The organism is Streptomyces sp. NPDC049627 (genome assembly GCF_044465645.1).
In the GTDB taxonomy this organism is placed as follows: domain Bacteria; phylum Actinomycetota; class Actinomycetes; order Streptomycetales; family Streptomycetaceae; genus Streptomyces.
This window is the reverse complement of record NZ_JBITLW010000001.1, coordinates 188,672-215,488: the sequence shown is the minus strand read 5'-3', so window position 1 is coordinate 215,488 and position 26,817 is coordinate 188,672. Positions and strand designations below refer to the sequence as shown.

Annotated in this window: 26 protein-coding genes and 3 pseudogenes; 18 read left to right on the top strand and 11 right to left on the bottom strand. The window is 71.6% G+C overall.

Features of this window, described 5'->3' with window-relative positions:
• The 3 genes from ACIBU0_RS00990 (at position 1) to ACIBU0_RS00980 (ending at position 2,653) form a co-directional block, all read left to right on the top strand.
• The gene (locus ACIBU0_RS00990; RefSeq protein WP_398809673.1) at positions 1-957 is read left to right on the top strand and encodes a hypothetical protein; all 957 of its coding nucleotides are present in this window, start codon (positions 1-3) and stop codon (positions 955-957) included.
• A gap of 280 nt (positions 958-1,237) precedes the next feature.
• Complete coding sequence (locus tag ACIBU0_RS00985; RefSeq protein ID WP_398809672.1) at positions 1,238-1,969, top strand: flavodoxin family protein; 732 nt, start codon at positions 1,238-1,240, stop codon at positions 1,967-1,969.
• Between the two features lie 108 nt (positions 1,970-2,077).
• Positions 2,078-2,653 (top strand): DM13 domain-containing protein, encoded by a 576-nt coding sequence (locus tag ACIBU0_RS00980; protein WP_398809670.1) that lies wholly within the window; start codon positions 2,078-2,080, stop codon positions 2,651-2,653.
• Positions 2,654-2,677: 24 nt separating this feature from the next.
• Here ACIBU0_RS00980 and ACIBU0_RS00975 read toward each other — a convergent pair whose 3' ends face one another.
• From ACIBU0_RS00975 to arsM, 3 genes are all read right to left on the bottom strand, one after another.
• Positions 2,678-3,412 (bottom strand): cation transporter, encoded by a 735-nt coding sequence (locus ACIBU0_RS00975; protein ID WP_398809668.1) that lies wholly within the window; start codon positions 3,410-3,412, stop codon positions 2,678-2,680.
• A complete protein-coding gene (locus ACIBU0_RS00970; protein WP_398811709.1) occupies positions 3,409-3,747 on the bottom strand; it encodes an ArsR/SmtB family transcription factor in 339 nt (112 codons plus the stop codon). The genes ACIBU0_RS00975 and ACIBU0_RS00970 overlap by 4 nt, the downstream gene beginning before the upstream one ends.
• A 61-nt stretch (positions 3,748-3,808) precedes the next feature.
• A complete protein-coding gene (arsM, locus tag ACIBU0_RS00965) occupies positions 3,809-4,669 on the bottom strand; it encodes an arsenite methyltransferase (protein WP_398809665.1) in 861 nt (286 codons plus the stop codon).
• Positions 4,670-4,775: 106 nt separating this feature from the next.
• Between arsM and ACIBU0_RS00960 the strand changes: the two genes are divergently transcribed.
• The 9 genes and pseudogenes from ACIBU0_RS00960 to ACIBU0_RS00920 form a co-directional block, all read left to right on the top strand.
• Entirely contained in the window at positions 4,776-5,180 is a 405-nt protein-coding gene (locus tag ACIBU0_RS00960) for an ArsR/SmtB family transcription factor (protein WP_398809662.1), read from the top strand.
• Entirely contained in the window at positions 5,177-5,917 is a 741-nt protein-coding gene (locus tag ACIBU0_RS00955; RefSeq protein WP_398809659.1) for an aquaporin, read from the top strand. Before ACIBU0_RS00960 ends, ACIBU0_RS00955 begins: the two co-directional genes overlap by 4 nt.
• Positions 5,918-5,942: 25 nt before the next feature.
• Positions 5,943-6,362, top strand: coding sequence for an arsenate reductase ArsC (locus tag ACIBU0_RS00950; RefSeq protein WP_398809656.1), 420 nt, complete (start codon positions 5,943-5,945; stop codon positions 6,360-6,362).
• Positions 6,363-6,605: 243 nt separating this feature from the next.
• Complete coding sequence (locus tag ACIBU0_RS00945) at positions 6,606-7,013, top strand: hypothetical protein (protein ID WP_398809653.1); 408 nt, start codon at positions 6,606-6,608, stop codon at positions 7,011-7,013.
• Positions 7,014-7,100: 87 nt separating this feature from the next.
• Positions 7,101-7,796 carry a DUF6766 family protein gene (locus ACIBU0_RS00940; protein WP_398809650.1) on the top strand — a complete coding sequence of 232 codons (696 nt, stop codon included), beginning with the start codon at positions 7,101-7,103 and terminating at the stop codon, positions 7,794-7,796.
• Between the two features lie 99 nt (positions 7,797-7,895).
• The gene (locus tag ACIBU0_RS00935) at positions 7,896-10,403 is read left to right on the top strand and encodes a molybdopterin oxidoreductase family protein (RefSeq protein WP_398809648.1); all 2,508 of its coding nucleotides are present in this window, start codon (positions 7,896-7,898) and stop codon (positions 10,401-10,403) included.
• Positions 10,400-10,891, top strand: a complete 492-nt coding sequence (locus ACIBU0_RS00930) for a hypothetical protein (RefSeq protein WP_398809645.1) — start codon at positions 10,400-10,402, stop codon at positions 10,889-10,891. The genes ACIBU0_RS00935 and ACIBU0_RS00930 overlap by 4 nt, the downstream gene beginning before the upstream one ends.
• Before the next feature lie 34 nt (positions 10,892-10,925).
• Entirely contained in the window at positions 10,926-11,684 is a 759-nt protein-coding gene (locus tag ACIBU0_RS00925; protein WP_398809642.1) for an SOS response-associated peptidase, read from the top strand.
• Positions 11,685-11,868: 184 nt separating this feature from the next.
• Positions 11,869-12,261, top strand: a pseudogene (locus tag ACIBU0_RS00920) (HAD hydrolase family protein); the annotation flags it as partial.
• A 112-nt stretch (positions 12,262-12,373) separates the two neighbouring features.
• On the opposite strand, the gene ACIBU0_RS00915 reads toward ACIBU0_RS00920, so the two are convergent.
• From ACIBU0_RS00915 to ACIBU0_RS00905, 3 genes and pseudogenes are all read right to left on the bottom strand, one after another.
• The gene (locus tag ACIBU0_RS00915; protein ID WP_398809639.1) at positions 12,374-13,441 is read right to left on the bottom strand and encodes a LacI family DNA-binding transcriptional regulator; all 1,068 of its coding nucleotides are present in this window, start codon (positions 13,439-13,441) and stop codon (positions 12,374-12,376) included.
• A gap of 164 nt (positions 13,442-13,605) precedes the next feature.
• Positions 13,606-15,372 (bottom strand): glycoside hydrolase family 35 protein, encoded by a 1,767-nt coding sequence (locus ACIBU0_RS00910; RefSeq protein WP_398809636.1) that lies wholly within the window; start codon positions 15,370-15,372, stop codon positions 13,606-13,608.
• Between the two features lie 44 nt (positions 15,373-15,416).
• Positions 15,417-16,591 (bottom strand): annotated as a pseudogene (locus ACIBU0_RS00905) (MFS transporter).
• Positions 16,592-16,737: 146 nt separating this feature from the next.
• On the opposite strand from ACIBU0_RS00905, the gene ACIBU0_RS00900 reads away from it, so the two are divergent.
• The 3 genes from ACIBU0_RS00900 to ACIBU0_RS00890 all read left to right on the top strand — a co-directional run bounded on the left by ACIBU0_RS00900 (position 16,738) and on the right by ACIBU0_RS00890 (position 18,926).
• On the top strand, positions 16,738-17,451 hold the full coding sequence (locus ACIBU0_RS00900; RefSeq protein WP_398809633.1) for a transcriptional regulator: 714 nt from the start codon (positions 16,738-16,740) through the stop codon (positions 17,449-17,451).
• A complete protein-coding gene (locus tag ACIBU0_RS00895; protein WP_398809630.1) occupies positions 17,448-18,425 on the top strand; it encodes a threo-3-hydroxy-L-aspartate ammonia-lyase in 978 nt (325 codons plus the stop codon). Before ACIBU0_RS00900 ends, ACIBU0_RS00895 begins: the two co-directional genes overlap by 4 nt.
• A gap of 144 nt (positions 18,426-18,569) precedes the next feature.
• Positions 18,570-18,926: a cupin domain-containing protein gene (locus ACIBU0_RS00890; RefSeq protein WP_398811706.1), complete on the top strand. Its 357-nt coding sequence runs from the start codon at positions 18,570-18,572 to the stop codon at positions 18,924-18,926.
• Between the two features lie 24 nt (positions 18,927-18,950).
• Here ACIBU0_RS00890 and ACIBU0_RS00885 read toward each other — a convergent pair whose 3' ends face one another.
• Positions 18,951-19,925 carry an NAD(P)-dependent alcohol dehydrogenase gene (locus ACIBU0_RS00885; RefSeq protein WP_398809627.1) on the bottom strand — a complete coding sequence of 325 codons (975 nt, stop codon included), beginning with the start codon at positions 19,923-19,925 and terminating at the stop codon, positions 18,951-18,953.
• Positions 19,926-20,091: 166 nt separating this feature from the next.
• On the opposite strand from ACIBU0_RS00885, the pseudogene ACIBU0_RS00880 reads away from it, so the two are divergent.
• A pseudogene (locus ACIBU0_RS00880) lies at positions 20,092-20,259 on the top strand (short-chain dehydrogenase); the annotation flags it as partial.
• 6 nt (positions 20,260-20,265) lie between these two features.
• Here the strand turns inward: ACIBU0_RS00880 and ACIBU0_RS00875 are convergent.
• The 4 genes from ACIBU0_RS00875 to ACIBU0_RS00860 all read right to left on the bottom strand — a co-directional run bounded on the left by ACIBU0_RS00875 (position 20,266) and on the right by ACIBU0_RS00860 (position 24,888).
• On the bottom strand, positions 20,266-21,624 hold the full coding sequence (locus ACIBU0_RS00875; protein ID WP_398809624.1) for a VWA domain-containing protein: 1,359 nt from the start codon (positions 21,622-21,624) through the stop codon (positions 20,266-20,268).
• Entirely contained in the window at positions 21,621-22,478 is an 858-nt protein-coding gene (locus ACIBU0_RS00870) for an AAA family ATPase (RefSeq protein ID WP_398809622.1), read from the bottom strand. The genes ACIBU0_RS00875 and ACIBU0_RS00870 overlap by 4 nt, the downstream gene beginning before the upstream one ends.
• A gap of 304 nt (positions 22,479-22,782) precedes the next feature.
• Positions 22,783-24,093, bottom strand: a complete 1,311-nt coding sequence (locus tag ACIBU0_RS00865; RefSeq protein ID WP_398809619.1) for an FtsX-like permease family protein — start codon at positions 24,091-24,093, stop codon at positions 22,783-22,785.
• Positions 24,094-24,096: 3 nt separating this feature from the next.
• Positions 24,097-24,888: an ABC transporter ATP-binding protein gene (locus tag ACIBU0_RS00860; protein WP_398809616.1), complete on the bottom strand. Its 792-nt coding sequence runs from the start codon at positions 24,886-24,888 to the stop codon at positions 24,097-24,099.
• 167 nt (positions 24,889-25,055) lie between these two features.
• On the opposite strand from ACIBU0_RS00860, the gene ACIBU0_RS00855 reads away from it, so the two are divergent.
• Together ACIBU0_RS00855 and ACIBU0_RS00850 are read left to right on the top strand one after the other, a co-directional pair.
• Positions 25,056-25,646: a hypothetical protein gene (locus ACIBU0_RS00855; protein WP_398809615.1), complete on the top strand. Its 591-nt coding sequence runs from the start codon at positions 25,056-25,058 to the stop codon at positions 25,644-25,646.
• A gap of 110 nt (positions 25,647-25,756) precedes the next feature.
• The gene (locus tag ACIBU0_RS00850; RefSeq protein ID WP_398809613.1) at positions 25,757-26,683 is read left to right on the top strand and encodes a hypothetical protein; all 927 of its coding nucleotides are present in this window, start codon (positions 25,757-25,759) and stop codon (positions 26,681-26,683) included.
• Positions 26,684-26,817 lie beyond the last annotated feature (134 nt).

Sequence of the window (26,817 nt, the reverse complement as noted above, 5' to 3'; positions counted from 1 at the left end):
GTGATCAGCGACGACATTCCCCTCGATGAACTCGCCGGCTCCTGGGAGGAGATCCGCGAGGAGTACGACGACGCGCTCAACGACGCCTACGACCGGACGGTCCTGGACTGCGCCGCGCGGCTCGCCGCCGACCCCGACGGGGAATCGGCCTACGTATGGACGATCGGTCTCCTGATGACGGCCCCTTATCTCGCCGTCGCACCGGGCGACGGTGTCGTGCCCGAGGCCAGGGCGGCACTGGAGGCGGCCGACGGTGCCCTGCGCGACCGGCCCTGCGAGCACGAGACGCACCCCTACCAGGAGCATGAGGCCGAGTTCGACGAAGACCTCGCCCGGCAGCTGTGCAACCTCGCCGACCCGAACGCCGCGTGGGAGGAGAACCACCCCCGTGAGCAGTGGCTCTGCCCGCGCAATGTCGCCGGACTCGCGCGGATCGCCCTGGACGTCATCGAGCCCGGCTCGGCCGCGGACGTGCCGCCCCGTCTGCCGGTGGGGGCACAGGACGCCATCGACGCGCTGTCCGCGATGCTGCACGGCTACCCGGACCCGGGAACCGACATCGACGAGGAGATCTCCCTTCAGGCAGGGGCGCTGCTGTCGGCCGACCCGGCAGATCGTCCCGGCCGCCTGCTCGTCGCCGCAGCGGTCACCTGGTACGCCGTCTCCGACTTCGTACGGAACGTCTCCGTACTCGACGAGCTGACCGCGGCACTGGAGGTGACGCTGCCGCACTACGCCGACGCGACGTGCGCCCATGACCGGCATCCGGCCTTGCCCAGCGGTCCGGACACCGCCGCACTCGGCATCCTGCTGAGCAGCCCCGGGGGACGCGCTCTCCACGAACGGAACCGCGCGCACAAGGCGCCGCTGGAGCACCTGTTGTGCCCGGTCGCCCTGGCGGAGATCACCACGGAGTCGCTGAGAGCTCTGAGTGCCCGGCGTGACGCGCTTCGGTGAGGGCACGAGGGCGTCCGGCTCGCCGTGGAAGATCAGGAACGGCGGACGGGACGCTTGCCGATGCAGGTGAGCGGGTTGGCGGCGGCGACTCTGTCGGGGCACTCCGTTGATGTCGTGCAGCTGGGCCCGGTTCCCCGCCTGAGTCTTGGTGCGCGACGGGTATGTGTCACCGCTCGTGGCCGCACCGCCGCCGGGCCATGCCCATCCGTCATGACTCCGTAAGGCATGCGACGGTGCGTCGGACCGGGACAAAGGGGAAGTCACGCGAGACGCTGCCCCCATGGCAACCTCACCACCCACCGAGACGGCGTACCGCTTCGACGACCTGACCGCCCTCTACATCAACTGCACCCTCAAACCGTCCCCGCAGCTCAGCCACACCCAGGGCCTGATCTACAAGAGCCGGGCCATCATGGACTCCGTCGGCGTGTCCACGGACGTGATCCGCGCGGTGGACCATGACATCGCACCCGGTGTGTACCCGGACATGACCGAGCACGGCTTCGCCACCGACGCCTGGCCGGGGTTGTACGAGAAGGTGATGGCCGCCGACATCCTGGTGCTCGCCGGACCCATCTGGCTCGGCGACAACAGCTCCGTCACCAAGCAGGTCATCGAGCGTCTCTACGCCTGCTCCTCGCTGCTCAACTCCCAGGGCCAGTACGCCTACTACGGCCGGGTCGGCGGCTGTCTGATCACCGGCAACGAAGACGGTGTGAAGCACTGCGCGATGAACGTCCTCTACAGCCTCCAGCACCTCGGCTACACGATCCCGCCCCAGGCGGACGCCGGCTGGATCGGCGCCGCCGGCCCCGGGCCGTCGTATCTGGACCAGGGTTCGGGCGGACCGGAGAACGACTTCACCAACCGCAACACCTCCTTCATGACCTGGAACCTGATGCACATCGCCGCTCTGCTGAAGCGCACCGGAGGCATCCCCGCCCACGGCAACCAGCGTTCGGAGTGGGACGCGGGCTGCCGCCCGGGCGCGGACAACCCCGAGCACCGCTGACCGGGTTCCCGGCGGACGTAAGGGTTTCGTCATCGGCCGCGCGGCCCAGGACGGCCCCAACCTCCGTTGAATGGGGGTGAGACAGGTGACTCCCAGGAGGTGGGCCGCATGGGGCGGGGACGACGACGCACGCGAGTCAGGCCATGGATGGCCGGGGTGTCGGCGGTGACGGTCGCCGCGGTGGGCTTCGGGCTGTACTGGTTCCAGCCGTGGAAGCTGTGGCAGGACGAGACGGTGCGGGAGGCGTTGCCCGTGACCGTGGACGCCTCGCGGGCACCGGCCGGCGCGCCGTCGTCCGGGGCGCCCTCCGCCCCGGCTGTTCCGGCCGGGCCGGTGACGCTGGCGAGCGGCGAGCTGATCAGCCACGAGCACGCGACGTCCGGCACGGTGAAGCTCCTGCGGCTGGCCGACGGCTCGCATGTCGTGCGGCTGGAGAACCTCGACACCAGCAACGGCCCTGACCTGCGCGTCCTGCTGGCCGACGCGCCGGTCGAGGAAGGCCGGGCCGGCTGGCATGTGTTCGACGACGGGGAGCATGTCGGTCTCGGCAAGCTGAAGGGCAACAAGGGCAGCCAGAACTACGCCGTCCCCGCAGACGTCGATCCGGCCCGGTACAGCAGCGTCAGCATCTGGTGCGACCGCTTCGACGTCTCCTTCGGCGCCGCGGAACTCGCCCGTGGCTGAAGGGCTGCCGGGCGAGGCGGCGGGTCAGTCCGGCCAGGTGGATCCGCTCCGGGGACCGCAGCAGCCACACCCCGCAGCACAACCGCGCCCCGCCTTTCCGGCCTCCGCGTCGACGCCGAGCGGCACCGCACAGCAACTGTCGCCCCGCCACGCCTCCCGGCCCTCCTTGACCGCGACGGCGGCGATCACCAGGGCGGCGACTGGGTCGGCCCAGGTCCATCCGACCAGCGAGTTGGCGAGCAGCCCGGCCAGGACGACGGCGGACAGGTAGGTGCACAGCAGAGTCTGCTTGGAATCCGCGACCGCCGAGGCGGAGCCCAGTTCGCGCCCGGCGCGGCGCTGCGTCGCCGACAGGAAGGGCATCACGAGCAGGGACAGAGCGGCCAGCACGATCCCGGGGGTGGAGTGCTCCGCCTCGGAGGTGCCGGTCAGGGCGCGGACGGAGTCGACCGTGACGTAGGCGGCGAGCGCGAAGAACGACATCGCGATGATCCGTAATGCGCTCTTCTCCCGCGCCTGGCGCGCGGCGTGGTCGGCGGCGGAGAACTGCCAGGCGACGGCCGTGGCCGAGGAGACCTCGATGACCGAGTCGAGACCGAAGCCGATCAGGGCCGTGGAGGAGGCGAGCGTGCCGGCGGTGAGGGCCACGGTCGCCTCGATCACGTTGTACGCGATGGTGGCGGCGACCAGCAGCCGTATCCGCCGGGCCAGTTGAGCGCGACGCCGCAGGGACGGGCCCGGGGCAAGCGCGGCGGTCATCGGCAGCAGTCCTTCTCGTCGGCCTCGGCGCAGGTCCGGTCGGCTTCGACGGCAAGCACGGCACCGCGCAGGTCGTCCAGGGCATGGCCCAGACGGGCGTCGGCCAGCTCGTACCGCACGCGCCGGCCCTCGGGGAGGGCCACGACGATGCCGCAGTCGCGCAGACAGGCGAGATGGTTCGACAGCCGGGTGCGGGAGACACCCAGCTTCTCGGCCAGGTCGGCCGGGTGGGCGGGGGCCTCCCGCAGGGCGAGCAGGATGCGGCAGCGGATCGGGTCGGCGAGCGCGCGGCCGAAGCGGGCCAGGGCGTCGACGTCGCAGGCGATGGTGAGCAGCACGTCCCGACGGTACACGTATCCCTGAATTCAGGGAATCCTGGATCGTCGTCGGTGGGCCTCAGTCGACGCAGCCGCATCCTGACGCGGTCTTCGCCTGCGTGACCGTGAGAGCCGGGTCGGTCGAGGTCTCCGCCGAGGTGCAGCAGCCGCTCACGCCGCAGCAGACGTCGGCCGCCGGCTTGGTGGCGCGGACGATCGCGGAGTGCATGCCGTCGGCGACCGAATGGGTCGGCGTGATCTCCACATCGTGGAAGCCGGCGGCCTCCAGGCCGGCCCGGTACTCCCCGAAGGACAGAGCCCCCGCGATGCAGCCGACGTAGTCACCGCGCTCGGCGCGCTGCTCGGTCGTGAGGCTGTCGTCGGCGACGACGTCGGAGATGCCGATCCGGCCGCCGGGCCTCAGGACGCGGAAGGTCTCGGCGAAGACGGCGGGCTTGTCGACGGACAGGTTGATGACGCAGTTGGAGATGACGACGTCGATCGTGTTCGCGGGCAGGGGGATGGCCTCGATGGTGCCCTTGAGGAACTCGACGTTCGTGGCGCCGGCCTTCGACGCGTTGGCCAGGGCGAGTTCGAGCATCTCGTCGGTCATGTCCAGGCCGTACGCCTTCCCTGCCGGCCCGACGCGACGGGCGGAGAGCAGGACGTCGATGCCGCCGCCGGAACCGAGGTCGAGGACGCGCTCGCCCTCGCGGAGTTCCGCCACGGCGGTCGGGTTGCCGCAGCCGAGGGAGGCGGCGAGGGCCTCGGCGGGCAGGGTGTCGCGCTCGTCGGCGGCGTACAGGGTGGAGCCGAAGTTCTCGTCGACCTCGATCGGCTCCGGCCCGCAACAGGCGGCGCCGCCCTCGGTGACCTTGGCGGCTGCCGCCGCGTAGCGCCGGCGGACGGTTTCACGCAGGTCGGTGGACTGCTCGTTCATGACTTCACTCCTGGGTGACGGGGCATGGCGGTGCCCCGGAACGGCCTGTATTGAAGTTCGTTGATGCAAGCTTGCGCCTTGGATCGAAAAACGTCAACATAGAGGCATGTCGAAACAAGAGCTTGAGGTGATCGGCCAGGAGGATCCCGCCTGCTGTGCGGGCCTGGCCGCCGCACCGCTGGACGAGGAGCAGGCGACCGAGCTGGCCAAGGTCTTCAAGGCCCTGGGCGACCCGGTCCGGCTGCGCCTGATGTCCATGATCGCCTCCCGTGGAGAGGGCGGCGAGGTCTGTGTCTGCGAGCTGACCCCGGCCTTCGAGCTCTCCCAGCCGACGATCTCCCACCACCTCAAGCTGCTGCGGCAGGCCGGTCTCATCGACTGCGAGCGCCGCGGCACCTGGGTCTACTACTGGGTGCTGCCCGGCGTCCTGGACCGGCTCGCCTCCTTCCTCACCACGCCGCAGACCGCCGGAGTCGGCACCACCCGGCAGACCGCCGGGGTCCGCGCGTGAGCGCGTCGCTCGGCCGCCGCGCGGCCGCCGAGGCGATCGGCACCGGACTGCTCGTGGCCGTGGTGGTCGGCTCCGGCATCCAGGCCACCGAGCTGTCGCACGACGTCGGCGTACAACTGCTCGCCAACTCCCTGGCCACCGTCTTCGGCCTCGGCATCCTCATCCTGCTGTTCGGGCCGGTCTCGGGCGCACACTTCAACCCCGCCGTCACGCTGGCCGCGTGGTTCACCGGACGTCGCGACGCCGACGGCCTCACCGGGCGGGACGTGGCCGCGTACGTCACCGCCCAGACAGCGGGAGCGATCGGCGGGGCGGTCCTGGCCGACGCGATGTTCGCCGAGCCGCTGGTCGACTGGTCCACGCACGACCGGTCCGCCGCGCACCTCTGGCTCGGCGAGCTGGTCGCCACGGCCGGGCTCATCCTGCTGATCCTCGGCCTCGGCCGCATCCGCCGCGCTTCCCTCGCGCCGGTCGCGGTGGCCTCGTACATCGGCGCCGCCTACTGGTTCACCTCGTCCACCTCGTTCGCGAACCCGGCGGTGACCGTCGGCCGGGCCTTCACCGACACCTTCGCCGGCATCGCCCCGGCCTCCGTCGTGCCGTTCATCGCCGCCCAACTGGTCGGAGCCGCGCTCGGACTCGGCGCCGTCGCCGTGGTGTACGGCCGTCCCGCCCCCGCCCCCGCCACGGACCGGGTCGCCGACGTGCAGGGCGAACCCGAACTCGCCCCCTCCTGACCCGCCTCCCGGAAAGACGCCCGCCATGAGCACCTCCGCCGCACGTCCCTCGGTCCTGTTCGTCTGCGTCCACAACGCCGGCCGCTCCCAGATGGGCGCCGCCTTCCTCACCCACCTCGGCGGCGACCGGGTGGAGGTCCGCTCGGCAGGCTCCGCGCCCGCCGACGCGGTCAACCCGGCCGTCGTCAAGGCCATGGCGGAGGCCGGCATCGACATCTCCGCCGCTACACCCAAGGTCCTCACGACCGAGGCCGTGCAGTCCTCTGACGTGGTCATCACGATGGGCTGCGGCGACGCCTGCCCCGTCTTCCCCGGCAAGCGGTACCTGGACTGGCAGCTGGACGACCCGGCCGGCCAGGGCGTCGAGGCCGTACGGCCGATCCGTGACGACATCGAACAGCGCGTACGCGCCCTGCTCACCGAACTCGGCATTCCGGCAGCGTGACCCTGGGGACGGGCCGGCGGCGGGGGAGCCCGCGCAGCAGCCGGCCCGTCGCCCGGTGCGTGCGAACGGGGCGGCGCCGATGAGGCTTCCCGGCCGGCACGCCGGGACCCGTGCCTCGGTGACGACCGGGCAACCACGGCCCCGTCACCCACCCGGCGCCCGTCACCGTGCGGCCCGTCAGCGCGTCGCGGATCCTGGTCCTCCACGTCCCGGAAGTCACGACGCGAGCGGAAACGAAGCGCGATGTCGATCAGCAGATGGTGCAGAGCCACCCTGGTGGCCGCCCTCGCCGTGACGACCGGCTGCGGGGCCCCGGACGAGCGCACCGAAGGCGCATCCGCTGCCGCGACCGGCTTCACGGAAGCGTTGCAACAGGGGAACGGCAGGCAGGCCTGCGCTCTGCTCGCCCCGAACACCCTCGAAGAGCTGGAGAAGTCCGAACAGACGGCATGTGATCAAGCGGTGACCCAGGAAGAGCTACCCGCCGCTGACTCGGTCCGCAACGTGGACGTGTACGGCGATCAGGCCCGGGTCGTCCTCACCGGCGACACGCTGTTCCTGGCCCATTTCCCGACCGGCTGGAAGGTGACGGCCGCCGGATGCACACCACGTCCCGAGCAGCCGTACGACTGCCGGGTGAAGGGCGGGTGAGGCACCGGTGCGGACCATGTTCACCCTGTGCCTGGTCATCGTCATCGGCGGCCTGGCCTACTTCCTGACGCTGGGACTGATGCACCGATGACAGGGCGTGACATCGGCGTGCGGCGTTTCCTGCGCGAGAACGGCCTCAGCGTGGCGTTCGGAATCGGTTTTCTGCTGTCCCTGGCCGGACAGGCGGTCGCAGGCCACGCGGACTTCAACAACCGGCTGGTCAGCGACGGAATGGAGCCGATCGGCCTCGGCCCCTACCTGACCACGTCGGACTTCGCCGTCGACGTGACGGAGAACTGGCAGTCCGAGTACCTGCAGTTCTTCCTCTACATCTTCGTCACCGTCTGGCTGCTCCAACGTGGCTCGCCCGAGTCCAAGGAACTGCACAAGGCGGGCCGTGAGTCCGACAAGGACCAGCTCGTGGGGGAGTACGCCCCTGCCGACGCGCCCCGCTGGGCACGTGCCCGTGGCTGGCGTCAGGCGGTGTACGCCCGGTCCCTCGGCCTGGTGATGGGCGGCATTTTCCTGCTGTCCTGGCTGGCCCAGTCCGTAGCCGGTACCGCAGCCCACAACGAACAGCAATTGCGCGACCTCCAAGCCCCGATCAGCTGGGGCCAGTACCTCACCTCGGCCGACTTCTGGAACCGCACCCTGCAGAACTGGCAGTCCGAGCTGCTGGCGGTCGCCTCGATGGTCGTGCTGTCCATCTATCTGCGCCAGCGCGGCTCCCCGGAATCCAAGCCGGTCGGCTCCGCCCACACCGCGACCGGCGTCGAAGGCTGACACGTGCGCAGCGGCGGCAGGCGTTAGGCGGTGGCGGCGAGGGGTACCGGGTGACGCACGGCGTGTCGCGCGTCGTCGCCGGTCGGCAGGGAGGTGGCCGTGGACGCTGCGGTGGATCGGATCGCGCTGCCGTGGGGCAGCCGTACCCCGTACGGCAGGCACCAGGCATGGCCCGAGCGGGTGGACACCTGCCTCGAGGAGGGCGTCGACGCGGGCAGCGTGCAGCGATGGGTGCAGACCGCGTCGGTGCTGCACTCCGACGGGGACGCGATGGACATCGCTGTCCTGGACGGACGCATGGTGGGGGTGCGCGGCAGGGCGCAGGACCGCGTCAACCGGGGGCGCCTGGAGCCGAAGGACCTGTTCGCCTGGCGGGCGGGCGCCTCCGCCGACCGGCTGACGACGCCGCTGGTGCGCCGGGACGGACACCTCGTGGAGTGCGACTGGGCGACCGCGATGGACCGGATCGTGGCCCGCTCCCGGGAACTGCTGGAGGAACGCGGCCCGGGATCGATCGGCTTCTACACCACCGGACAGCTGTTCCTGGAGGAGTACTACACGCTCGCCGTGCTGGCCCGCGCCGGGATCGGCACCAACCACCTGGACGGCAACACCCGTCTGTGCACCTCCACTGCCGCCGAGGCGCTGAAGGAGTCCTTCGGCAGCGACGGGCAGCCCGGCAGCTACGACGACATCGACCACGCCGACGTCATCGCCCTGTTCGGGCACAACATCGCTGAGACCCAGCCCGTGCAGTGGATGCGCATCCTGGACCGGCTGGAGGGCGCCGACCCGCCCCGCCTGGTCTGCGTCGACCCCCGCCGCACACCGGTGGCCCGCAAGGCCACCGTGCACCTGGCGCCGCGCGCCGGTACGAACGTCGCGCTGCTCAACGCGCTGCTGCACGAGATCATCCGTACCGACCGCGTCGACCACGACTACATCGAGGCCCACACCGTCGGCTTCGAGGAGCTGGCGTCCCGGGTGAAGGACTGCACCCCGGAGTGGGCGGCCCGGATCTGCGACGTACCCGCCGCCCGCATCCGCGAGGCCGCCGAACTCCTCGGCACGGCCGACCGGCTGCTGTCCACGGTGCTGCAGGGCGTCTACCAGTCCCACCAGGCCACCGCGGCCGCCGTACAGATCAACAACCTGCACCTGATCCGCGGCATGCTCGGACGCCCCGGCGCCGGCGTCCTGCAGATGAACGGGCAGCCCACCGCCCAGAACACCCGCGAGTGCGGGGCCGACGGGGACCTGCCGGGGTTCCGCAACTGGCAGAACGACGCCCACGTCGCCGAGCTGGCCGCCGTATGGAACGTCGAACCGGAGACGATCCCGCACTACGCCCCGCCCACCCACGCGATGCAGATGTTCCGCTACGCCGAGCAGGGCTCCCTGCGCATGCTGTGGATCAGCGGCACCAATCCCGCGGTGTCGCTGCCCGAGCTGTCCCGGATCCGCTCGATCCTGGAGCAGGAACGCCTCTTCGTGGTGGTGCAGGACCTGTTCCTCACCGAGACGGCGCAGCTTGCGGACGTGGTGCTGCCCGCGGCGACGTGGGGGGAGAAGACGGGCACGTTCACCAACGCCGATCGCACCGTGCACCTGTCCGACCGGGCCGTCGACCCGCCCGGCGAGGCGAAAGCGGATCTCGACATCTTCCTCGACTACGCCGCCCGCATGGACTTCCGCGACAAGGACGGCGGTCCGCTCATCACCTGGCACGATCCGCAGTCCGCCTTCGAGGCGTGGAAACGGTGCAGTGCCGGCCGCCCCTGCGACTACACGGGCCTCACCTACGACCGGCTGCGCGGCGGCACCGGCATCCAGTGGCCGTGCACCGAGCAGTCCCCGCACGGCACGGACCGCCTCTACACTGACGGCATCAGCTGGGCACACCCCGACGTCTGCGAGTCCTACGGGAAGGACCTGGTGACCGGCGCGACGAACGACGACGTGGAGTACCGGTCGCTCAACCCCGACGGCAAGGCCGTGATCAAGGCCGCCGAATACCTGCCTCCCCACGAGACGCCGGACGACGACCACCCGTTCCAGCTGGTCACGGGCCGGACCATCTACCACTTCCACACCCGTACGAAGACCGGGCGCGCACCCCAGCTGAACCGAGCCGCCCCGGACGTATGGGTGGAGGCCTCCGCCTCCGACGCGTCAGCGCTCGGAATCGACGAAGGCGACCTGGTGGAGGTCAGCACACCGCGCGGCGCGGTGCGCGGGCGGCTGCGGGTGACGGACATCCGGCCGGGGATGCTGTTCATTCCCTTCCACTACGGCTACTGGGACACCAAAGCCGGGTACGCGCCGGACGGTGAGACACCGGGGCGAGCGGCGAACGAGACGACCGTCACCGACTGGGACCCGGTCTCCAAGCAGCCGCTGTTCAAGACCGCCGCCGCCGCACTGCGCCGCGTCGAACGCGGCGACGGCGACACCGCTCCCGCCCCGACGACCACCGCATCCGCGCCCGCCCGCGCCGACGCCGTACCGGACACGACCGGCGGCCCGCCGGCCCTCGTCAACGAGTCGGTCGGAGCCGCCGGGGATGTCGGGGATGTCGGGGGAAACCGTGAGGAGGACTCCCGGTGAACGGCATCACCCTCACCCTCCGCGCGCTCCACCACGGCGAACAGCACCTGGCGAAGGAGCTGACGGCCGTGGCGGACCGCCACCGCACGGAGCACGAGATCCACCACGTCGCCACCGACCTCGCCCACTGGTCCCGCGACCATGTCCGACGCCTGGCCGACACCGGCCGCGACCACGGCCTGAACCTGGGCGACCCGACCGGCGCGGACGGCTCGGGCCTGCTGTCGACGCTCAGGGGGAAGGCGGCCGAGGCCGTGGGCCACCGCCCCGAACCGGGCCTCCTCCTGCTGCGCGACCTTCGCCGGCTGCATCTCGACGCGGCCGGGAACTCCCTGTACTGGGAGATGCTCGCCCAGGCAGCACAGGCCACCAAGGACGACAAGCTCCTCGCTCTGGCCGCCGAGTGCCACCCGCAGACCCTGCGGCAGCTGCGCTGGACCAACACCATGATCAAGAATCTGTCGCCCCAGATGCTGACCAGCCTGTGAGGACCGGCTCACCGAGCCGTGGCACAGTGGCCGTATGTGCGGCCGCTATACCTCCACCCGCAGCCCCGAGGACCTCGCCCAGCTGTTCCAGGTGTCCGAGTGGCACCCGGAGGAAACCCTGGCGCCGAGCTGGAACGTGGCCCCCACCGACGAGGTGTACGCCGTCCTGGAGCGCACCCCGCGCGGCGCCGAGCAGGACGCGCCGGCCCGGCGCTGGCTGCGGCCCCTGCGCTGGGGCCTGGTGCCCTCCTGGGCGAAGGACGTGAAGATCGGCGCGAGGCTGATCAACGCGCGCGTGGAGACCGTGCACGAGAAGCCCGCCTTCCGACGCGCCTTCGTCAAGCGCCGCTGCCTGCTGCCGGCCGACGGCTTCTACGAGTGGGACGAGGTCAAGGACAACAAGTCGGGCAAGGTGCGCAAGCAGCCGTACTACATCCATCCGGAGGACGGGCAGGTGATGGCCCTGGCCGGCCTGTACGAATACTGGCGCGATCCGGAGATCAAGGATGACGACGACCCCGCCGCCTGGCTGATGACCTGCACCATCATCACCACCGAGGCCACCGACGCCGCCGGCCGTATCCACCCCCGCATGCCCCTGGCGCTCACCCCCGACCACTACGACGCCTGGCTCGACCCCCACCATCGGTCCACCGACGACCTGCGCACCCTGCTCACCCCACCGGCAGGCGGCCACCTGGACGCCCGGCCCGTCTCGCCCGCCGTCAACAGCGTCCGCAACAACGGCCCCCAGCTGCTGGACGAGGTCCCCGCCCCTGACCACGAAAAGTGAGTTCCAGGTAAGGGCTGTCCCAGAGAACGCTCCAGAGGGCCCGGTGCGCGGACTGTCGTTCGCTTTGGGCAGCAGCATCCCCATCAGCCCGTATGTCACCACGATCTCGTTCGGGATCTATCAGGTGTGCAGGCGGGTCGGCGGCTTCCGAACCGGGCTCACCGGCACCACACCGGTCCTGCTGGAGCTGGAGGGCGCGGGCCGCAAGGTGATGGTCGTCGGGGACGGCGTCAACGACGCGCCCGCCCTGGCCGCGGCCCACATCGGCGTCGCCATGGGCCGCGCGGGCTCGGACCTGGCCCTGGAGACCGCCGACGCGGTGATCGTCCGCGACGAACTCACCGCCGTCCCCACCACCGTCGCCCTCTCCCGCCGCGCCCGGAAACTGGTCGTGCAGAACCTCGCCGTCGCCGGGACGTTCCTCGCCGGCCTCGTCACCTGGGACCTGTTCGGCACCCTGCCGCTGCCGCTCGGGGTCGCGGGCCACGAGGGCTCCACGATCCTCGTCGGTCTGAACGGGCTGCGCCTGCTGCGCGAGGCGGCCTGGAAGAGGGCGGCGGCCGACGGGACCGGCTGACGGCTCGCGCTGCCGGCTCACCGGTGGCGGCGGGCGGTTCGGGGTGCCGGGGCCGTCGACCTGCCCGGTGGCGAAGCCCCAGCGGGCGAACGGCCCTTCCGGAGCGGTGCCGTCAGCGTCCGGGCGCCGGGCCGCTGCTGCGGCGGAGTACCAGGTCGACCGGGACCAGTGAGTCGACGCGGGGAGATTCGGCGGTGCCGTCGAGGCGGTCGAGGAGCAGGCGCAGTGACCGCGTGCCGATCTCGGCGAAGTCCGTGCGGACGGTGGTCAGCGGGGGCAGGAAGTGCGCGGCCTCGGGGATGTCGTCGTAGCCCACGACGCTGACGTCGCCGGGGACGGAGCGGCCGGCTTCGTGCAGGGCGTGCAGCACGCCGAGGGCCATCTGGTCGTTGGAGGCGAACACGGCCGTGACGTCCGGGCGGGCGGCCAGGCGCCGGCCCAGCTCGTAGCCCGAGTCGGCGCTCCAGTCGCCGATCAGCGGCTCGGGGACTTCGGCGCCCGCGGCCTCCAGGCAGGCCTGCCAGCCGCCCAGCCGGTGATCGGCGGAGGTCCAGCCGGTCGGGCCGGCGATGTGCCACACGGTGCGGTGGCCCAGGTCCAGCAGATGCTCGACGGCCTTGCGGGCGCCGGTCCGGGAGTCGCCGGTGACCTGCTGGGTGTCGGCGTCGAGGCCGTTCTCCAGCACGACCAGCGGCGTGTCGAGGCGGGTGTCCGCGAGGGCCTTGCCCACCCACAGCTGCGGGGCGATCGCGATCACACCGTCCGCGCCCTCGGCCGACAGCCGGTTCACCGCCTCGACCACCGTGTCCGGCTCGGCCGTGTCCAGCGCGATGGAACTGAGCAGGTAACCCGCCTCCTGCGCCGCCGTGTTGATCGCGGTCAGGATGGCGGCGGGCCCGTACCGGGCGGCGTCGAAGGAGATCACGCCGACCATCCGGGTCCGCCCGCTGGCCAGTGACCTGGCACTGCGGCTCGGCCGGTAGCCGAGCGTCCGCATGGCGGTCAGGACCGTCTCGCGGGTCTCCGGCCGCACCGACGGATGGTCGTTGAGGACGCGGGAGACGGTCTGCTTGGAGACCCCGGCCAGCCGGGCCACGTCGTCCATCACGGGGCGCGCGCCCGCGAAGTTCCGTCTGCTGCGCCCTCTCGGAGCGGAGCCGTCGGCGGAGCTTCGGGTCATGATCGCGTTTCCTCGACGTCGGTACGGCGGTGGGGTCCCGCCCGGCAGGAACCCAGGATAGGCAGGGCGACCGGGCGGAATCCCCACGGGCGCCGCCCCAGTCCCTCTCGTGCAGAACTGGTCGGCCACCAGGGTGTTTCCCACGCACGCCCGCCCCACGGGGGTCACCAGGTGTTCTCCGGTCCGAGGTCGGCGGTGTCGGTGAGCCGGGCGCGGGTGACGGTGGTGGCCTGCAGCTCCAGGACGACGAGGTGGTTGGTGCCCGGACGCAGGGCCGGGGCGGGGACGTACAGGGTGTGCTGCGGGCCGCGGTTCCAGTAACGGCCGAGGTGGAAGCCGTTGATCCAGGCCTGGCCCTTGGTCCAGCCGGGCAGGGCGAGGAAGGTGTCGGCCGGCGCGTCCACCTCGAAGGTGCCGTGGTGGAAGGCGGGTCCGGCGGCCGTGGGCGCGTCGGACGGGGCGAACGGCACGGCGTCCAGGTCGTCCAGCGGCAGGGCGTGGCAGTCCCAGCCGTGCAGCGGGGTGCCGTTGAAGGTGACGGGGCCGAGCAGGCCCTTGGGGGCGCCGATACGGGGGCCGTAGTTGACGCCGCCCATGTTCTCGACGAGGACCTCCAGCGTGGCGCCCGGGTGCGGGACGCGCACGGGGAGGGTCTCGTCGTGGCGCTCGCGTTCCAGTACGCCGACGGGGGCGCCGTCGACGAAGACCTGGGCGCGGTCGCCGACACCGCCCGTGAAGTGCAGCAGGCCGTCGCCCGCCGCCTCGAAGGCCGTGCGGTACAGCGCGTAACCGGCGTGCAGGCCCAGGTCGTTCATCGTCGCCGGGTCCTCGGAGCGGACCGGCTTCGCGAGCGTGTCGGCATGAGTGAGGAGTGCGGCACAGCGGTCCAACTCGACCGTGGTGGGCGGGAGTTTGGGAGCCGGCGCGGGGACGGGTTCGTCGGGGACCGGTGCGTGGCGGGCGATGACCTCGCGGAAGGCGTGGTACTTGGGGCCGGGGTCGCCGCACTCGGTGAGGGCCGCGTCGTAGTCGTAGGACGTGACCGTGGGTTCGTACGCGTACTTGTGGTTGGCGCCGTTGGTGAAACCGAAGTTGGTGCCGCCGTGGAACATGTAGATGTTGACCGAGGCACCCGCCGACAGCAGGCGGTCCAGGTCGGCGGCGGCGTCCGCCGCGGCCCGCACATGGTGGGGACCGCCCCAGTGGTCGAACCAGCCGATCCAGAACTCCGCGCACATCAAGGGCCCATCGGGCTGGTGCCGGCGCAGCTCCGCCAGGTTCTGGTCGACCCGGCTGCCGAAGGTGGCGGTCGCGAGGACACCCGGCAGGCCTCCCGTGGCGAGGTGCTCGGGGTTGGCCTGGTCGCAGGTGAAGAGGAGCTCCTCGACGCCCCTGGCCCGGAAGGCCCGTTCGAGATGTTTCAGGTACGCCATGTCGTCGCCGTAGGCGCCGTACTCGTTCTCCACCTGGACGGCGATGACCGGGCCGCCCGCCGCGGCCATGTACGGCAGCAGCTCGGGCAGCAGAGCGTCGAGGTAGCGGTCGATCGCCCGCGTGAAGCGCGGATCGCTGGAGCGCAGCCGGATGCCGGGGTCCGAGAGGAGCCAGGACGGCAGGCCGCCGTCGTCCCATTCGGCGCAGATGAACGGCCCCGGGCGCAGCAGGACGTGCAGGCCCTCGGCGCGGGCGAGGCTCAGATAGCGGGGCAGGTCGAGGAAGCCGTCGAGGACGAGGGGCCCGTCGGGATCGGGCTGGTGGGCGTTCCACGGCACGTACGTCTCCACCGTGTTGAGGCCCATCAGCCGTGCCTTGCGCAGCCGGTCGGCCCACTGGTCGGGGTGGATCCGGAAGTAGTGCATGGCGCCGGAGATGATCCGGAACGGCTCGCCGTGGAGCAGGAAACCGTCGGACGACGTGGTCAGAGCGGACATGCGGAGACTTCCCTTCGGTGCGGATGTACGGGGCGGGGTGCAGGTCAGCGGGGGCGGGTGGCGCTGATCAGCCAGAGCGTCGCCGTCAGGCACAGGGCCGAGACGGCGCACAGGAGGAGCGGGACGCTGCGGACGCCGGACCACTCGATGGCCTTGCCCAGTGCCGGGCCCGCCACCACGCCGCCCACCATGGAAGCGGCGATGACCAGCGCTCCCGCCCTCCGGGCCTGCGGGGCCGCCCGGTGGAGCCACGGCAGGCCGGTCGGGAAGATCGGCGCGATGAACAGGCCGACACCGGCGTACGCGTACGGGGCGACCGACGGGACAGCGGCGAGCAGCAGACACACCGTCATGCCCGCGCAGGAGACGGTGATGATGGCCCGGTCCGAGAAGCGCAGCGCGATCGGGGCGACCAGGAAGCGGCCGACGGTCATCATCAGCCAGTACACGGAGGTCGCGGTGGCGGCGAACCCGGCGCCGTGACCGACGGCCTCCAGGTGCGTCGGCTCCCAGCCGCCGACACCGGCCTCGATGCCCACGTGCAGGACGTACAGGGCGACGAACACGGCGAGCACCGAGCCGAGGCTGCGGGCGAGGACCTGGCCGCCGTACGACTCGGTGGCCGCCTCGGACGGCTGTGGCGCCCGGTCGCGTACGCCGCGCAGGCACAGCAGCAGCGGCAGGCCGGCCAGTGCGAAGCCGAGGAAGACGGCCGGGTAGTGCGCGGCGCCGACCGCGCCGATCAGCGCCGGGCCGAGGATGGCGCCGATGCCGAAGTGGGCGTTGAGGACGTTCAGCATGGCGGTCGAGCGGTGACCGAAGCCGACGGCGAACAACTGGTTGAGGCCGTAGTCGATCCCGCCGAAACCGATCCCGGCCAGGAGCGCCATGGCGAGCGCGGCCGGCCAGTTCGGCGCCACCGCGAAGCCGGCCGCGCCGACGCCATCAGCAGATACGAGGTGCCGAGGATCCGCCGGTTGCCGATCCGGCCGTAGAGCCGGTCGAAGAGCAGCACGCCGGCCAGCCCGCCGACGAAGTGCGCGCTCAGCCCGAGACCCGCGGCCGACGGGGACAGGCCGAACTCCTCGCGGAAGGCGGGGATCGCCGGGCCGTACAAGGCCTGGAGGACACCGATGAGCATGAAGCCGACGCAGGAGGCGACCACTGCGGCGGGGCTGAAGACCCGTGGGTGCTGCGGGGGTGCCGACGTCACTGTCATGAGGCGTCATGTTACCGGTAACATCACGCGGCTCGTCAAGATCGGAGCGCGGGGTGGCGATTTGGACTGTCAGTACAGACGTTGGACATGTAGTCTAGACGTGGGCTCGGGGCAGCGTCCGGGTCCAGGGCGGACGGGAGGGTGCGATGACGGCCGAGAGGGCGCTGGACGCCGAGCGGGACGCGATCGTCGCCGCGCTGACGCCGGTCGTGGCGGGCCTCGCGGCGACGTTCGGGCCGATGTGTGAAGTGGTCCTGCACGACTACCGGCGACCGGAGAAGTCCGTGGTCGCCGTGGCCGGTTCGGTCACCGGGCGGACCGCGGGCGGGGCGATGAGCGAGATCGGCATGCGCATCGTGGCGCGCGGCGACGAGGCGGGTGACGAGCTGAACTACGTCACCCGGACCCGGAACGGCAAGCTCGTCAAGGCATCCACGATGGTGCTGCGGGACTCCACGGGCACCGTGTTCGGAGCCCTCTGCGTCAACCTGGACGTCACCGCCGTGGGCGACGCCCACGCCCTGCTCGGCGCCCTCGCCGGTCTCGGCGGCACTCCGGCCGAGGTGCCGGTCACCACCTTCGGCAACGACATCGACTCCGTCGTCGACGCCATCCTCGACGCCCATCAGCTCCGGCAGAACGGCAGCTGGGCCGCCCTGGACCGCGCTCAGCGCCTGGAGTTGTTCCGTGGCCTCGACGAGCGGGGCGTCTTCGCCGTGCGGCGCGCGATCGAGCAGGTCGCGGCACGGCTCGGCATCTCCCGCGCGTCCGCCTACAGCTATCTGTCGCAGGCGCGCGCCGAGGCCGGGGCCGCGGCGGACCGAGCGGCCGACCCGACATCCAGTGGAGGACAAGCGTGACGACCACCACCCCGCCGATCACCCTCGACGACGTCCGTGATGCCGCCGCGCGGCTCAAGGGCGTCGCGCACCGCACGCCGGTGCTGCGCTCCCGTACCCTCGACGCCCTCGTCGGAGCCGAGGTCTTCCTCAAGTGCGAGAACTTCCAGCGGGTCGGCGCCTTCAAGTTCCGCGGCGCCTACAACGCGGCGTCCCGGCTGAGCCCGGAGCAGCTGGCCCGGGGCATCGCCGCCTACTCCTCCGGCAACCACGCCCAGGCCGTCGCCCTGGCCGCCCGGGAGCTCGGCACCAGCGCGGTGATCGTCATGCCCGAGGACGCCCCGCCGTCCAAGCGGGCCGCCACCCTCGGCTACGGCGCGGAGATCGTCACCTACGACCGCTACACCGGCGACCGTGAAGCGATCGGGCAGGCCCTGGCCGCCGAGCGCGGCCTCGCCCTGATCCCGCCGTACGAGCATCCCCACGTGATGGCGGGGCAGGGCACGGCGGCCCTCGAACTCCTCGAAGAGGTCGGGGAGTTGGACGCCCTGCTCACGCCCGTCGGCGGCGGCGGGCTGATCGCGGGCAGCGCCACCGTCGTCAAGGGACTGCACCCCGGTGCCCGGGTGATCGGCGTGGAGCCGGAGGCCGGCGACGACACCAAGCGGTCCCTGGAGGCGGGGCGGCGCATCAGCATCCCGGTGCCGCACACCATCGCCGACGGCCAGGCCCTGCACACGCCCGGCGAACTCACCTTCTCCGTCAACCGGCGGCTCGTCGACGAGATCGCGCTGGTCACCGACGACGAGATCCGGGACGCGATGCGGTTCGCCTTCGAGCGCCTCAAGATCGTCGTCGAGCCGAGCGGCGCCACCCCGCTGGCGGCCCTCCTCACCGGCCGGGCAGGAGCCCTTCCGCGCCGCATCGGCGTGATCATCTCCGGTGGCAACATCGACGCCGGGCGCTTCGCCGAACTCTGCGGCGACCGGGCCTGAGCGGGGCGTCCCCCGAATGGCGGCCCCGGGTGGCCGGGCGGACGATGGACTGGTAGGGGGCCGGCCGCCGACGGCGGTGCCCAGGGCCGCCGGGGAGACCGGCCCCGGTCGCGGTGAACCGCGGCCGGAAGGGAGCGCGTCATGGTGTTGGAAGTGAAGCCGCTCGAGAAGCCCGACGAGCGACGTGATTTCCCCCGCGGCCACCTCGAAGCCGTCCACATGACGGATCTCGACTTCGCCGTGGCGACCTTCGAGCCCGGCTGGCGCTGGACAGAGTCCGTGGGCCCGATCGCGGGTACCGAGAGCTGTCAGATGCACCACAACTGCTACATGGTCCAGGGTCGTATGCACATCCGCATGGACGACGGTGGGGAACAGGAAGTCGGCCCCGGTGACGTGTTCGTCTGTTCGCCCGGCCATGACGCCTGGGTCGTGGGCGACGAGCAGGTCGTGGTCTACGACTTCCAGGGGCAGACGGCAAGGGAGTACGCCAAGAAGTAGCGCCGGCCGCCCCGCGCCGGCTCGTCACACGGTGACGACGATCTTCGCGCGTGCGTGCTCCACCTCCAGGTACCGGATGGCCTCGGCCGCCTCACTGAGCGGATACGTCCGCTCCACGACCGGGGTCATCTTCCCGGACTCGGCGAGTTCGCACAGAGCCGCGAGGGTCGCCTTGCTCTGCCGGGCCGGGAGTTCGAGCAGTCGCTGGCGGGCGAAGGGTGCCGCCAGCCGCCTGCGGAAGAAGAGCGCCATCGGTCCGACGACGCTGCCGCCCTCGTACACCCCTCCGCCGGACAGCACGAGCGCGCCGGTGGGAGTGACCGCGCGCCGGAACCCGGCCAGCGAGTGGTTTCCCACCAGGTCCAGCACGACGTCGTAGCGCAGGCCGGCCCGGGTGAAGTCCTCGCGTGTGTAGTCGATGACGTGGTCCGCGCCGAGGGAGCGCACCAGGTCGGCGTTCCTCGTGCTGCACACCGCGGTCACCTCCGCGCCGTACGCCTTGGCGAGCTGCACCGCGAACGTGCCCACACCGCCCGACGCCCCGTTGACCAGCACCGTCTGCCCGCGCTGTACCCGGGCCACGTCGCGCAGGCCGATCAGGGCGGTGTTCCCCGCCAGGGGGATCGCGGCCGCCTGCTCGAACGTGAGGTTGGCCGGCTTCGGGCCCACCATGCCGTCCTTCGCGCACACGAACTCCGCGAACGCGCCGTCGGCCTCCCCGTACACCTCGTCACCCGGCCCGAGTCCGGTGACCCCGCTCCCCACCGCTTCCACCCGCCCGGCGAAGTCCCTGCCCCGGACGCGTGCCTTGGGCCTGCTGAGCCCGAACACGGCGCGTGCGAGCTTCGGATCGCCGTGCATGTAGTGCCAGTCGTACGCGTTGACCGATGCCGCGTGCACCCGCACCAGCACCTCGCCGGCAGCCGGCACCGGCCTGTCGATGTCCCTGAACTCCAGCGTGTCCGCCGAGCCGTACCGGTCCTGAACCACTGCCTTCACGGAGTCCCCCTCTGGTTGTGGTGAGCGTACGGAAGGCGCGCAGGACCGCATATCAGGGATGAACCCTGATTTTGTCCGGGTCGAGCCCCTGCCTTGCCCCGAGTGGCATCGGAACGCGCGCTGGTCGCCGCCCTCTACGAGCGGGGTCTGGAGGTGACCGACCCCGCACATCGGGTACGTCGACACCGACCTGACCGCAGGCATCGACGCGCCGACGTCCACGGCCGAGAGCGTCGCGGCCCAGGCCCTCGGCGGGATCGCGTCGGGCGCCTACGAAGTCCTGGCCGACGACATCTCGCGGCCGGTCAAGGCCGGGCCGGCGGCCGACCCTGCCGCCCGGTCACACCGGCAGCAGCCGCGCCACCAGCGCGCTGAGCTGCCGGGCGGTGCGGCACTCGTGCATCTCGACCAGTTCGGCATACGCCGGAGCCACGGAGTCGCCCGTGCCCCAGCGGGAGCGCTGCTCGGGGTTCAACCAGTAGACGCGGCGCGCCCGTTCGGCGATCTGCCGCACGGCCGGCAGGTTCGGGTCGCTCATGTTGGTGCGGGCGTCGCCGAGCACGAACACGGTCGTGCGCGGGCCGACCGCGTCGCCGTACCGCTCCGCGAACTCACCCAGCGCCATGCCGTAGTCGCTGCTGCCGTGATAACCGGTGAGCGCCGCCTCCGCCTGGATGCGGGCGCCGAGCCCCTCAGGGTCGGCGGTGCCGCGCTGGAGCAGCCCGGTCACCTCGTCGATCCGGTTGACGAAGGCGAACACCCGCACCTTGCTGAACTGGTCGTGCAGCGCCTGCACGAGCAGCATCGTGAAGTCCGAGAAACCGGACACCGAGCCCGACACATCGCACAACAGCACCAGTTCGGGACGGACGGGCCGCCGTCGGCGCAGCACCGGCTTCATCGGCACCCCGCCCGTCGACAGGGAACCGCGCAGCGTCCGCCGCAGATCGATCGTGCCCCGGGAGGACCGGCGACGACGGGCCGCGAGCCGGGTCGCGAGCTTGCGGGCGAGCGGCTGAACCGCCCTGCGCAGCTCGGCCAGTTGGGCCTTCCCGGCGAACAGGAAGTCCACCCGGTCGGCGGTCGGGGTCACCGCCCGCCGGGCGATCTGGTCCCGTCCGCGCCGCTCGGCGACCCGGCGCCGCGCCTCCGCGGCCACCAGCGCCCGGAACGCCTCGATCCGCTGCCGGATCTCGTCCTCCAGCAGCCGGTCGGCGAACCCCGAATTCCCGCCCTGAGCACGGATGTTGTCGCGGACTCGGGCGAGCAGGGTCTGCGGGCGCAGCCGTTCGAGTGCCTGGTACGACGACCAGCCGTCCGACTCCGGTGAGGAACCGTAGCCACCGAAGCCGTCGACCGCCTCGATGGCCAACCGGGCCATCATCGCCCGGTCGTCGGCGGTGAGCGCGGCCGCCAGCCGCTCGCGCAGCGCCTCCCGCCCCGCGGACTGCTGCTCCGGCGCGCCGACGCCGCGCGGAAAGTACAGGTCGAAGACCGGATCGAACACCTGCCGCCCGCCGGTGCCGTGCAGCAGCGTCGCCGCCAGCCCCTCGCGCAACTGCTCCCGGTCCGTGAGGCCGAGCACCTCGATCGCCCGCGCCGCGTCCACCGTTTCGCTCGTGCCGATCCGGAAGCCGTGCTCGCGCAGTGCTCCCACGAGGGACGTCAGCCGCTCAGCGACGCCCGCGGGCGTGGTCACAGGGCGTCCAGGTCGAGCTTGGCCGTCGCCTTGAGCACGTCGTCCTGATGCTTGAGGAGGACGCCGAGGCTGTCTCGTACGACCGTCTCGTCCAGTGTGTCGGCGCCGAGCGCGAGCAGCGTGCGCGCCCAGTCGATGGTCTCGGCGACCGACGGCACCTTCCGCAGGTCCATCGCCCGCAGTGCGCCCACGACCCGCACGACCGAGCGGGCCAGCGCCTCGTCGAGCCCCGGCACCTTCAGCCGTACGATCCGGCGCTCCAGCTCCTCGTCCGGGAAGCCGATGTGCAGGAAGAGGCAGCGGCGGCGCAGCGCCTCGGACAGCTCCCGGCTCGCGTTGGAGGTGAGGACGACGAACGGGCGGCGCGTCGCGGTGATGGTGCCGAGCTCCGGGACGGTGACCTGGAAGTCGCTGAGCACCTCCAGGAGCAGGCCCTCCACCTCGACGTCCGCCTTGTCGGTCTCGTCGATGAGGAGCACCTTGGGGTCGTCGCCGCGGATGGCCGTCAGGAGCGGGCGGGTGAGCAGGAACTCCTCGCTGAAGATGTCCGTGCGCGTCTCGTCCCACGACTCGTCGCGGCCCGCGCTGATGCGCAGGAGCTGCTTGGCGTGGTTCCACTCGTACAGCGCCCGGGACTCGTCGACCCCCTCGTAGCACTGCAGACGCACGAGCCGTGCCCCGGCGACCTCGGCGACGGCCTTGGCGAGCTCCGTCTTGCCCACGCCCGCCGGGCCCTCCACCAGGAGCGGCTTGCCGAGGCGGTCGGCGAGGAAGACGGTGGTGGCGACCGCGGGCGACGCGAGATAGCCGGTCTCGGCCAGACGTGCGGAGACGTCGTCGACGGATGTGAACAACGGGGCCTCCAGCTTGGCGGATGGTCTCTGTCCGACACCTATCTAAGCGCTTGTTCACCTCTCCTGTCACCTGGCATCCGGGGCTTTCCTCATCCGATACCGATCGGTTTCCGCGCGGTACGAGCGCGCGGTGGCCTCGCCGTATGGCCACGACGACGTCGAGGCGCCGTGCTCGACCGCCGGGGTCTCGAAGCGTCTGGAGGACGGACTGGTGACCATCACGGCCACGGCGCTGCTCGATGCCGGCGGCCTGCACGGAACAGGGCGGCCGCCGAAGCGGCCGCCCTCGTCGTGCGGGGCGTGCTCACGACGCCACCGCGACCGCTCCGACCGCCGGAGTACGCAGCATCCGCCGGGCCGTGGCCAGGCTCGTGCCCAGCGTCACCGCCGCCGCGATCGCGACGACCGCGCCGCCGATGCCGTAGAGATCGCCCGGCAGCACCCCGTCGCCGCGGACCACGGTGAAGGGGACGATTCCCGCCAGCGCGGCCAGCATCCCGAAGAACACCCCGGTGACGGTCAGGATCAGCGTCTCCGCGCCGACCGTCCCGAGGACCTGACCCGGAGTCGCCCCGGCCAGGCGCTGCTGCCCGAACTCCCGGGCGCGGTAACTCGTCGCGGCGTACAGCGAGTTGACGAGCATCACACAGACGAACACCACGATGATGCCGACGACCGTGAAGTTGAGCGTCTCCAGGTTCTTGGCGTCGATCGACTTCGCCAGGCCCGAGGCCTCGACGGCGTCGCTCTCCACCGCCTGCATGGTGAGCGTGGCCGTGGCCACCGCCGTGAACAGGATCAGCGACATCAGGATCCCGGCCAGATGACCCGCCCGCTCTCGCAGATTCCGCACCGCCAGCCAGCCGCTCGCCCCGTGCAGCGGCAGCCGGTCCAGCACGCCTTCCAGCAGGCGCGGCGCCATCAGCGCGCAGCCCACCGACAGCAGGATCGCCCCGTAGGCGGGCGGCGCCATGAGGGCCGCGTCCGTCGCCGAGAAGACGAAGGTGGAGCAGACGGACACGGCACCGAGGGCCAGCGCGGCGTACGCGAGGAACTTCCGTGCCCCGCCCCGCCGTTCGTGCCCGCGCGTCGCCCGCCGTACGGCGAGGAACGCGGCGCCCGCCGACGCGAGCAGCGTGATGTCGATGCCCGTCATGAGGGCGATCGGGCCGAAGGAGTGGTCGACGGACTCGGCGACCTGGCCGCTGTCCTGGAACACCCCCAGCAGCGCCCGGCCGCCCAGCATCGCCGGGCCGATCGCCAGCGCCGCGCCCACCAGGGCCACGACCACCGCCTCACCCACGACCATCCGCTTCAGCTGCGCCGGAGTCGCCCCCGAGCAGCGCAGCAGCGCCAACTCGGCGGTGCGCTGACGGACGTTGACCGTCAGCGCGGAGGCGACGGCGAAGAACACCAGCAGGGTGCCGTAGCCGCCGACGACGCCCGCCGCCGTGGACAGCGTCTCAGCGCTGGTCGAGTCCACGCCGTCCTGCGCCGCCGTGTCGTGCATCGAGTTGAACGTCATGATGATCGCCGCGCCGAGGAACGCGCACAGCAAAGTGGCGAGGAACCGCCCGGGACGGTGCCGTATCGACCGCATGGCCAGCAGGAACATCGCTCACACCCCCAGCGCGACGTCGTCGCCGAGGTGTGCCAGCCGCTCGGCCACCGCGTCCGCCGTCGGCGCGTCGATCCGCCCCGCCAGCCGGCCGTCCGCCAGGAACAGCACCGAGTCGGCGTAGGAGGCGGCGACGGGGTCGTGGGTCACCATCACCACGGTCCGGCCGTGCACCCGCACCGCGTGCTGGAGCAGCCGCAGCACGTCGCGTGCGCTGCGGGTGTCGAGGGCACCCGTCGGCTCGTCCGCGAAGATCACCCGGGGCTCGGTCACCAGGGCCCGGGCGATCGCGACGCGCTGCCGCTGACCGCCGGACAGCTGGTCGGGGCGGTGCCCGAGCCGGTCACCGAGACCGACGGAGGTCAGGATCTCACTGACCCGCCTGCGGTCCACGCGCCGCCCGGCCAGCTTCAGCGGCAGCACCGTGTTCTGCGCGACGGTCAGCGTCTGAAGCAGGTTGTACTGCTGGAACACGAACCCGATCCGCCCGCGCCGGAACTTCGTCAGCTCGGCCTCGCCGCCCTCGGTCAGCTCGGTGCCGTCCACGCGCACGATGCCGCTGTCGGGCCGGTCCAGGCCCGCCGCGCAGTGCAGCAGCGTGGTCTTGCCGGAACCCGACGGCCCCATCACCGCGGTGAAGGTGCCCCGCCCCAGAGCCAGCGTGATCCCGTCCAGCGCGGTCACGGCACTGTCCTGCGAACCGTAGGTCTTGGTGACCTTGACCAGCCGGAGCGCTTCGGCGGCGGGTTCCTTGTCGTGCGTACGTCGCGAGCCTGCGCGAAACATCGTCATCACTCTCCGTCCGGCACTCCCTGTGCCCTGCCGAAGAAGCTACGGAGACCGCGACGTGACCACATTGGGCGCAGAACCCGTATCGCCCGGTGTACTCAGCGACACCGTCGACCGGGGGCAGACCCGGGGCCGGGGTCGATGTCAGTGGCGAGCTGTACGTTGCGGGCATGGGGATCTATCTGGTGAGCGTCGGCGCGCAGGAGTGGTTCAGTGACGAGGAGGAGGGGCGGGGGGAGGTTGCTGCGGGGCTGAACGAGGAGTTGGCGCGGCGCGGGCTCGCGCCGTACACGAGCGTTCCCGAGGAGACGGAGTTCGTTCGAGGCTCCGGGACGGCCTTCGAGGAGAAGCTCGTCCCGCCCATGGACGGCTTCAGCGCCCTGTGCGGGGCGCATCTGTCGCGGGCGGAAGAGGAGTTGCTGCTCGGCTGGACGGTGCTCGTGCCGATCTCGCTCGACGAGGAGATACGGCTGCCGGTCGAGTCCGCCTACGACGAGACGACGACGGTCGCCGGCGCCCCGCAGATTCTCGCCGTCGCCGAACGGCTGGCGGCGGCCGTCGAGTTGCCGTCCGACCGGATACCGGCGACGTCCGACAACCTCGAGCTGACCCTCTGGTTCCTGGACGGGCAGGCGAAGGAGACCGCCACGACCCGACCGGGACCGTGGAGCGACGACCTCGACGCGGCCTTCTACGTGGCGCTCTACCTGCGCGCCGCCCAGCACTCGATACGGCGTGGCTGCCCGATCGTCTACAGCTGACATCGTCTGCAGCGGACGGTGAGCGGAGGTCACGGCTCCGTGACGTCGGTGACCGGACTGGTGCCGCGGACCGCTTCCCCGGTAGGGGGCACCGGCGGTACAGGTAGCTCATGACGGACAACGGGGGACGTCGCCATGCGTGGTGGCGGGGATTGCGGGAGTCGGTCCAGGGGGCGGACACCGACTTGTGGCCCGAGGGGCTGACGGAGGTCGTGCCGGGCGGTTTCGAGCCCGCCTATGTGCAGTTCGGCGATCTCTATCCCGAACAGCAGCTGCAGTTACAGCTTCTCTACGGCGCCTCACAGCGCGCCTTCGAGCGCCGGACGCGCGTCTCGGCACGGGTGACCGTGGTGCGGGTGCTCGGCAACGCTCTGAGCGACCCCCGGCTGGGCGACCCCAAGCCGAACGAGCACCTGACCGAGTATCTCGACCAGGAGATCGCCGACTTGCGGGGCCGGCTCGCGCAGGACAGCGCGACCGCCGTCAGCCGCGGGCTCAACGTCGGACTCGCCACGGGATCGGCCGCCGGCCTCGCGCTGCTCGCGCTTCCGCTGCTCTGGGGCGCCGGCCTGCTCGGCGCCCTGGGTGTGACGCTGAACTGCACCAACCGGTGGAGCCTGCTGGGGGCATTCGTGTGCGGCGGCGTCGGCGCGTTCGGGGCCGTCCTGAGTGTGCTGGTACGGCTGCGGGGCAGCGCGGACCAGCTGGCACGCCGTCAGACCAACGGGCGCGAGGGCATCGTCGTCCCCGGCCAGATGGCCCGCAGCATGCGCCATGAGGGCGTCTACCGGGTGTTCGTCGGCTGGATCCTCGCCCTCGCCGTCTACTTCCTGCTCAGCGGCGGCATCGTGACCGTCTTCGAGCCGCCCGCCACCACGGCCGGGATCTGCGCGGCCGGGGGCCCGGCAGCGGCCGCCGCCGGCACCGACTTCTGGGGCTTCTGGTGCGCCATCGGCTTCGTGGCGGGCTTCAACGAGCGGTGGGCCTTCGGCATCCTGAGCCGCGACTCGACGAGGCGACCGGGCAAGAGTTCCTGATTCCGCTTTTGAACGGTTTCAACACAACCTCCGCCCCTGGGGAGTTCTGTTGGAATCTGCAGAGTATTCGTCCTGATCGAGCCATGGACGCCTGTCACTTCTGCCACTAGCTTCAACCGTCGTTCGAGCTGAAT

Bases quoted from the DNA above. Each gene is read 5' to 3' on its own strand.
- ACIBU0_RS00985 (WP_398809672.1), top strand. From the start codon at position 1,238: ATGGCAACCTCACCACCCACCGAGACGGCGTACCGCTTCGACGACCTG.
- ACIBU0_RS00980 (WP_398809670.1), top strand. From the start codon at position 2,078: ATGGGGCGGGGACGACGACGCACGCGAGTCAGGCCATGGATGGCCGGG.
- ACIBU0_RS00975 (WP_398809668.1), bottom strand. From the start codon at position 3,412: ATGACCGCCGCGCTTGCCCCGGGCCCGTCCCTGCGGCGTCGCGCTCAA.
- arsM (WP_398809665.1), bottom strand. From the start codon at position 4,669: ATGAACGAGCAGTCCACCGACCTGCGTGAAACCGTCCGCCGGCGCTAC.
- ACIBU0_RS00960 (WP_398809662.1), top strand. From the start codon at position 4,776: ATGTCGAAACAAGAGCTTGAGGTGATCGGCCAGGAGGATCCCGCCTGC.
- ACIBU0_RS00950 (WP_398809656.1), top strand. From the start codon at position 5,943: ATGAGCACCTCCGCCGCACGTCCCTCGGTCCTGTTCGTCTGCGTCCAC.
- ACIBU0_RS00945 (WP_398809653.1), top strand. From the start codon at position 6,606: ATGTCGATCAGCAGATGGTGCAGAGCCACCCTGGTGGCCGCCCTCGCC.
- ACIBU0_RS00940 (WP_398809650.1), top strand. From the start codon at position 7,101: ATGACAGGGCGTGACATCGGCGTGCGGCGTTTCCTGCGCGAGAACGGC.
- ACIBU0_RS00925 (WP_398809642.1), top strand. From the start codon at position 10,926: ATGTGCGGCCGCTATACCTCCACCCGCAGCCCCGAGGACCTCGCCCAG.
- ACIBU0_RS00915 (WP_398809639.1), bottom strand. From the start codon at position 13,441: ATGACCCGAAGCTCCGCCGACGGCTCCGCTCCGAGAGGGCGCAGCAGA.
- ACIBU0_RS00910 (WP_398809636.1), bottom strand. From the start codon at position 15,372: ATGTCCGCTCTGACCACGTCGTCCGACGGTTTCCTGCTCCACGGCGAG.
- ACIBU0_RS00900 (WP_398809633.1), top strand. From the start codon at position 16,738: ATGACGGCCGAGAGGGCGCTGGACGCCGAGCGGGACGCGATCGTCGCC.
- ACIBU0_RS00865 (WP_398809619.1), bottom strand. From the start codon at position 24,093: ATGTTCCTGCTGGCCATGCGGTCGATACGGCACCGTCCCGGGCGGTTC.
- ACIBU0_RS00860 (WP_398809616.1), bottom strand. From the start codon at position 24,888: ATGACGATGTTTCGCGCAGGCTCGCGACGTACGCACGACAAGGAACCC.
- ACIBU0_RS00855 (WP_398809615.1), top strand. From the start codon at position 25,056: ATGGGGATCTATCTGGTGAGCGTCGGCGCGCAGGAGTGGTTCAGTGAC.
- ACIBU0_RS00850 (WP_398809613.1), top strand. From the start codon at position 25,757: ATGACGGACAACGGGGGACGTCGCCATGCGTGGTGGCGGGGATTGCGG.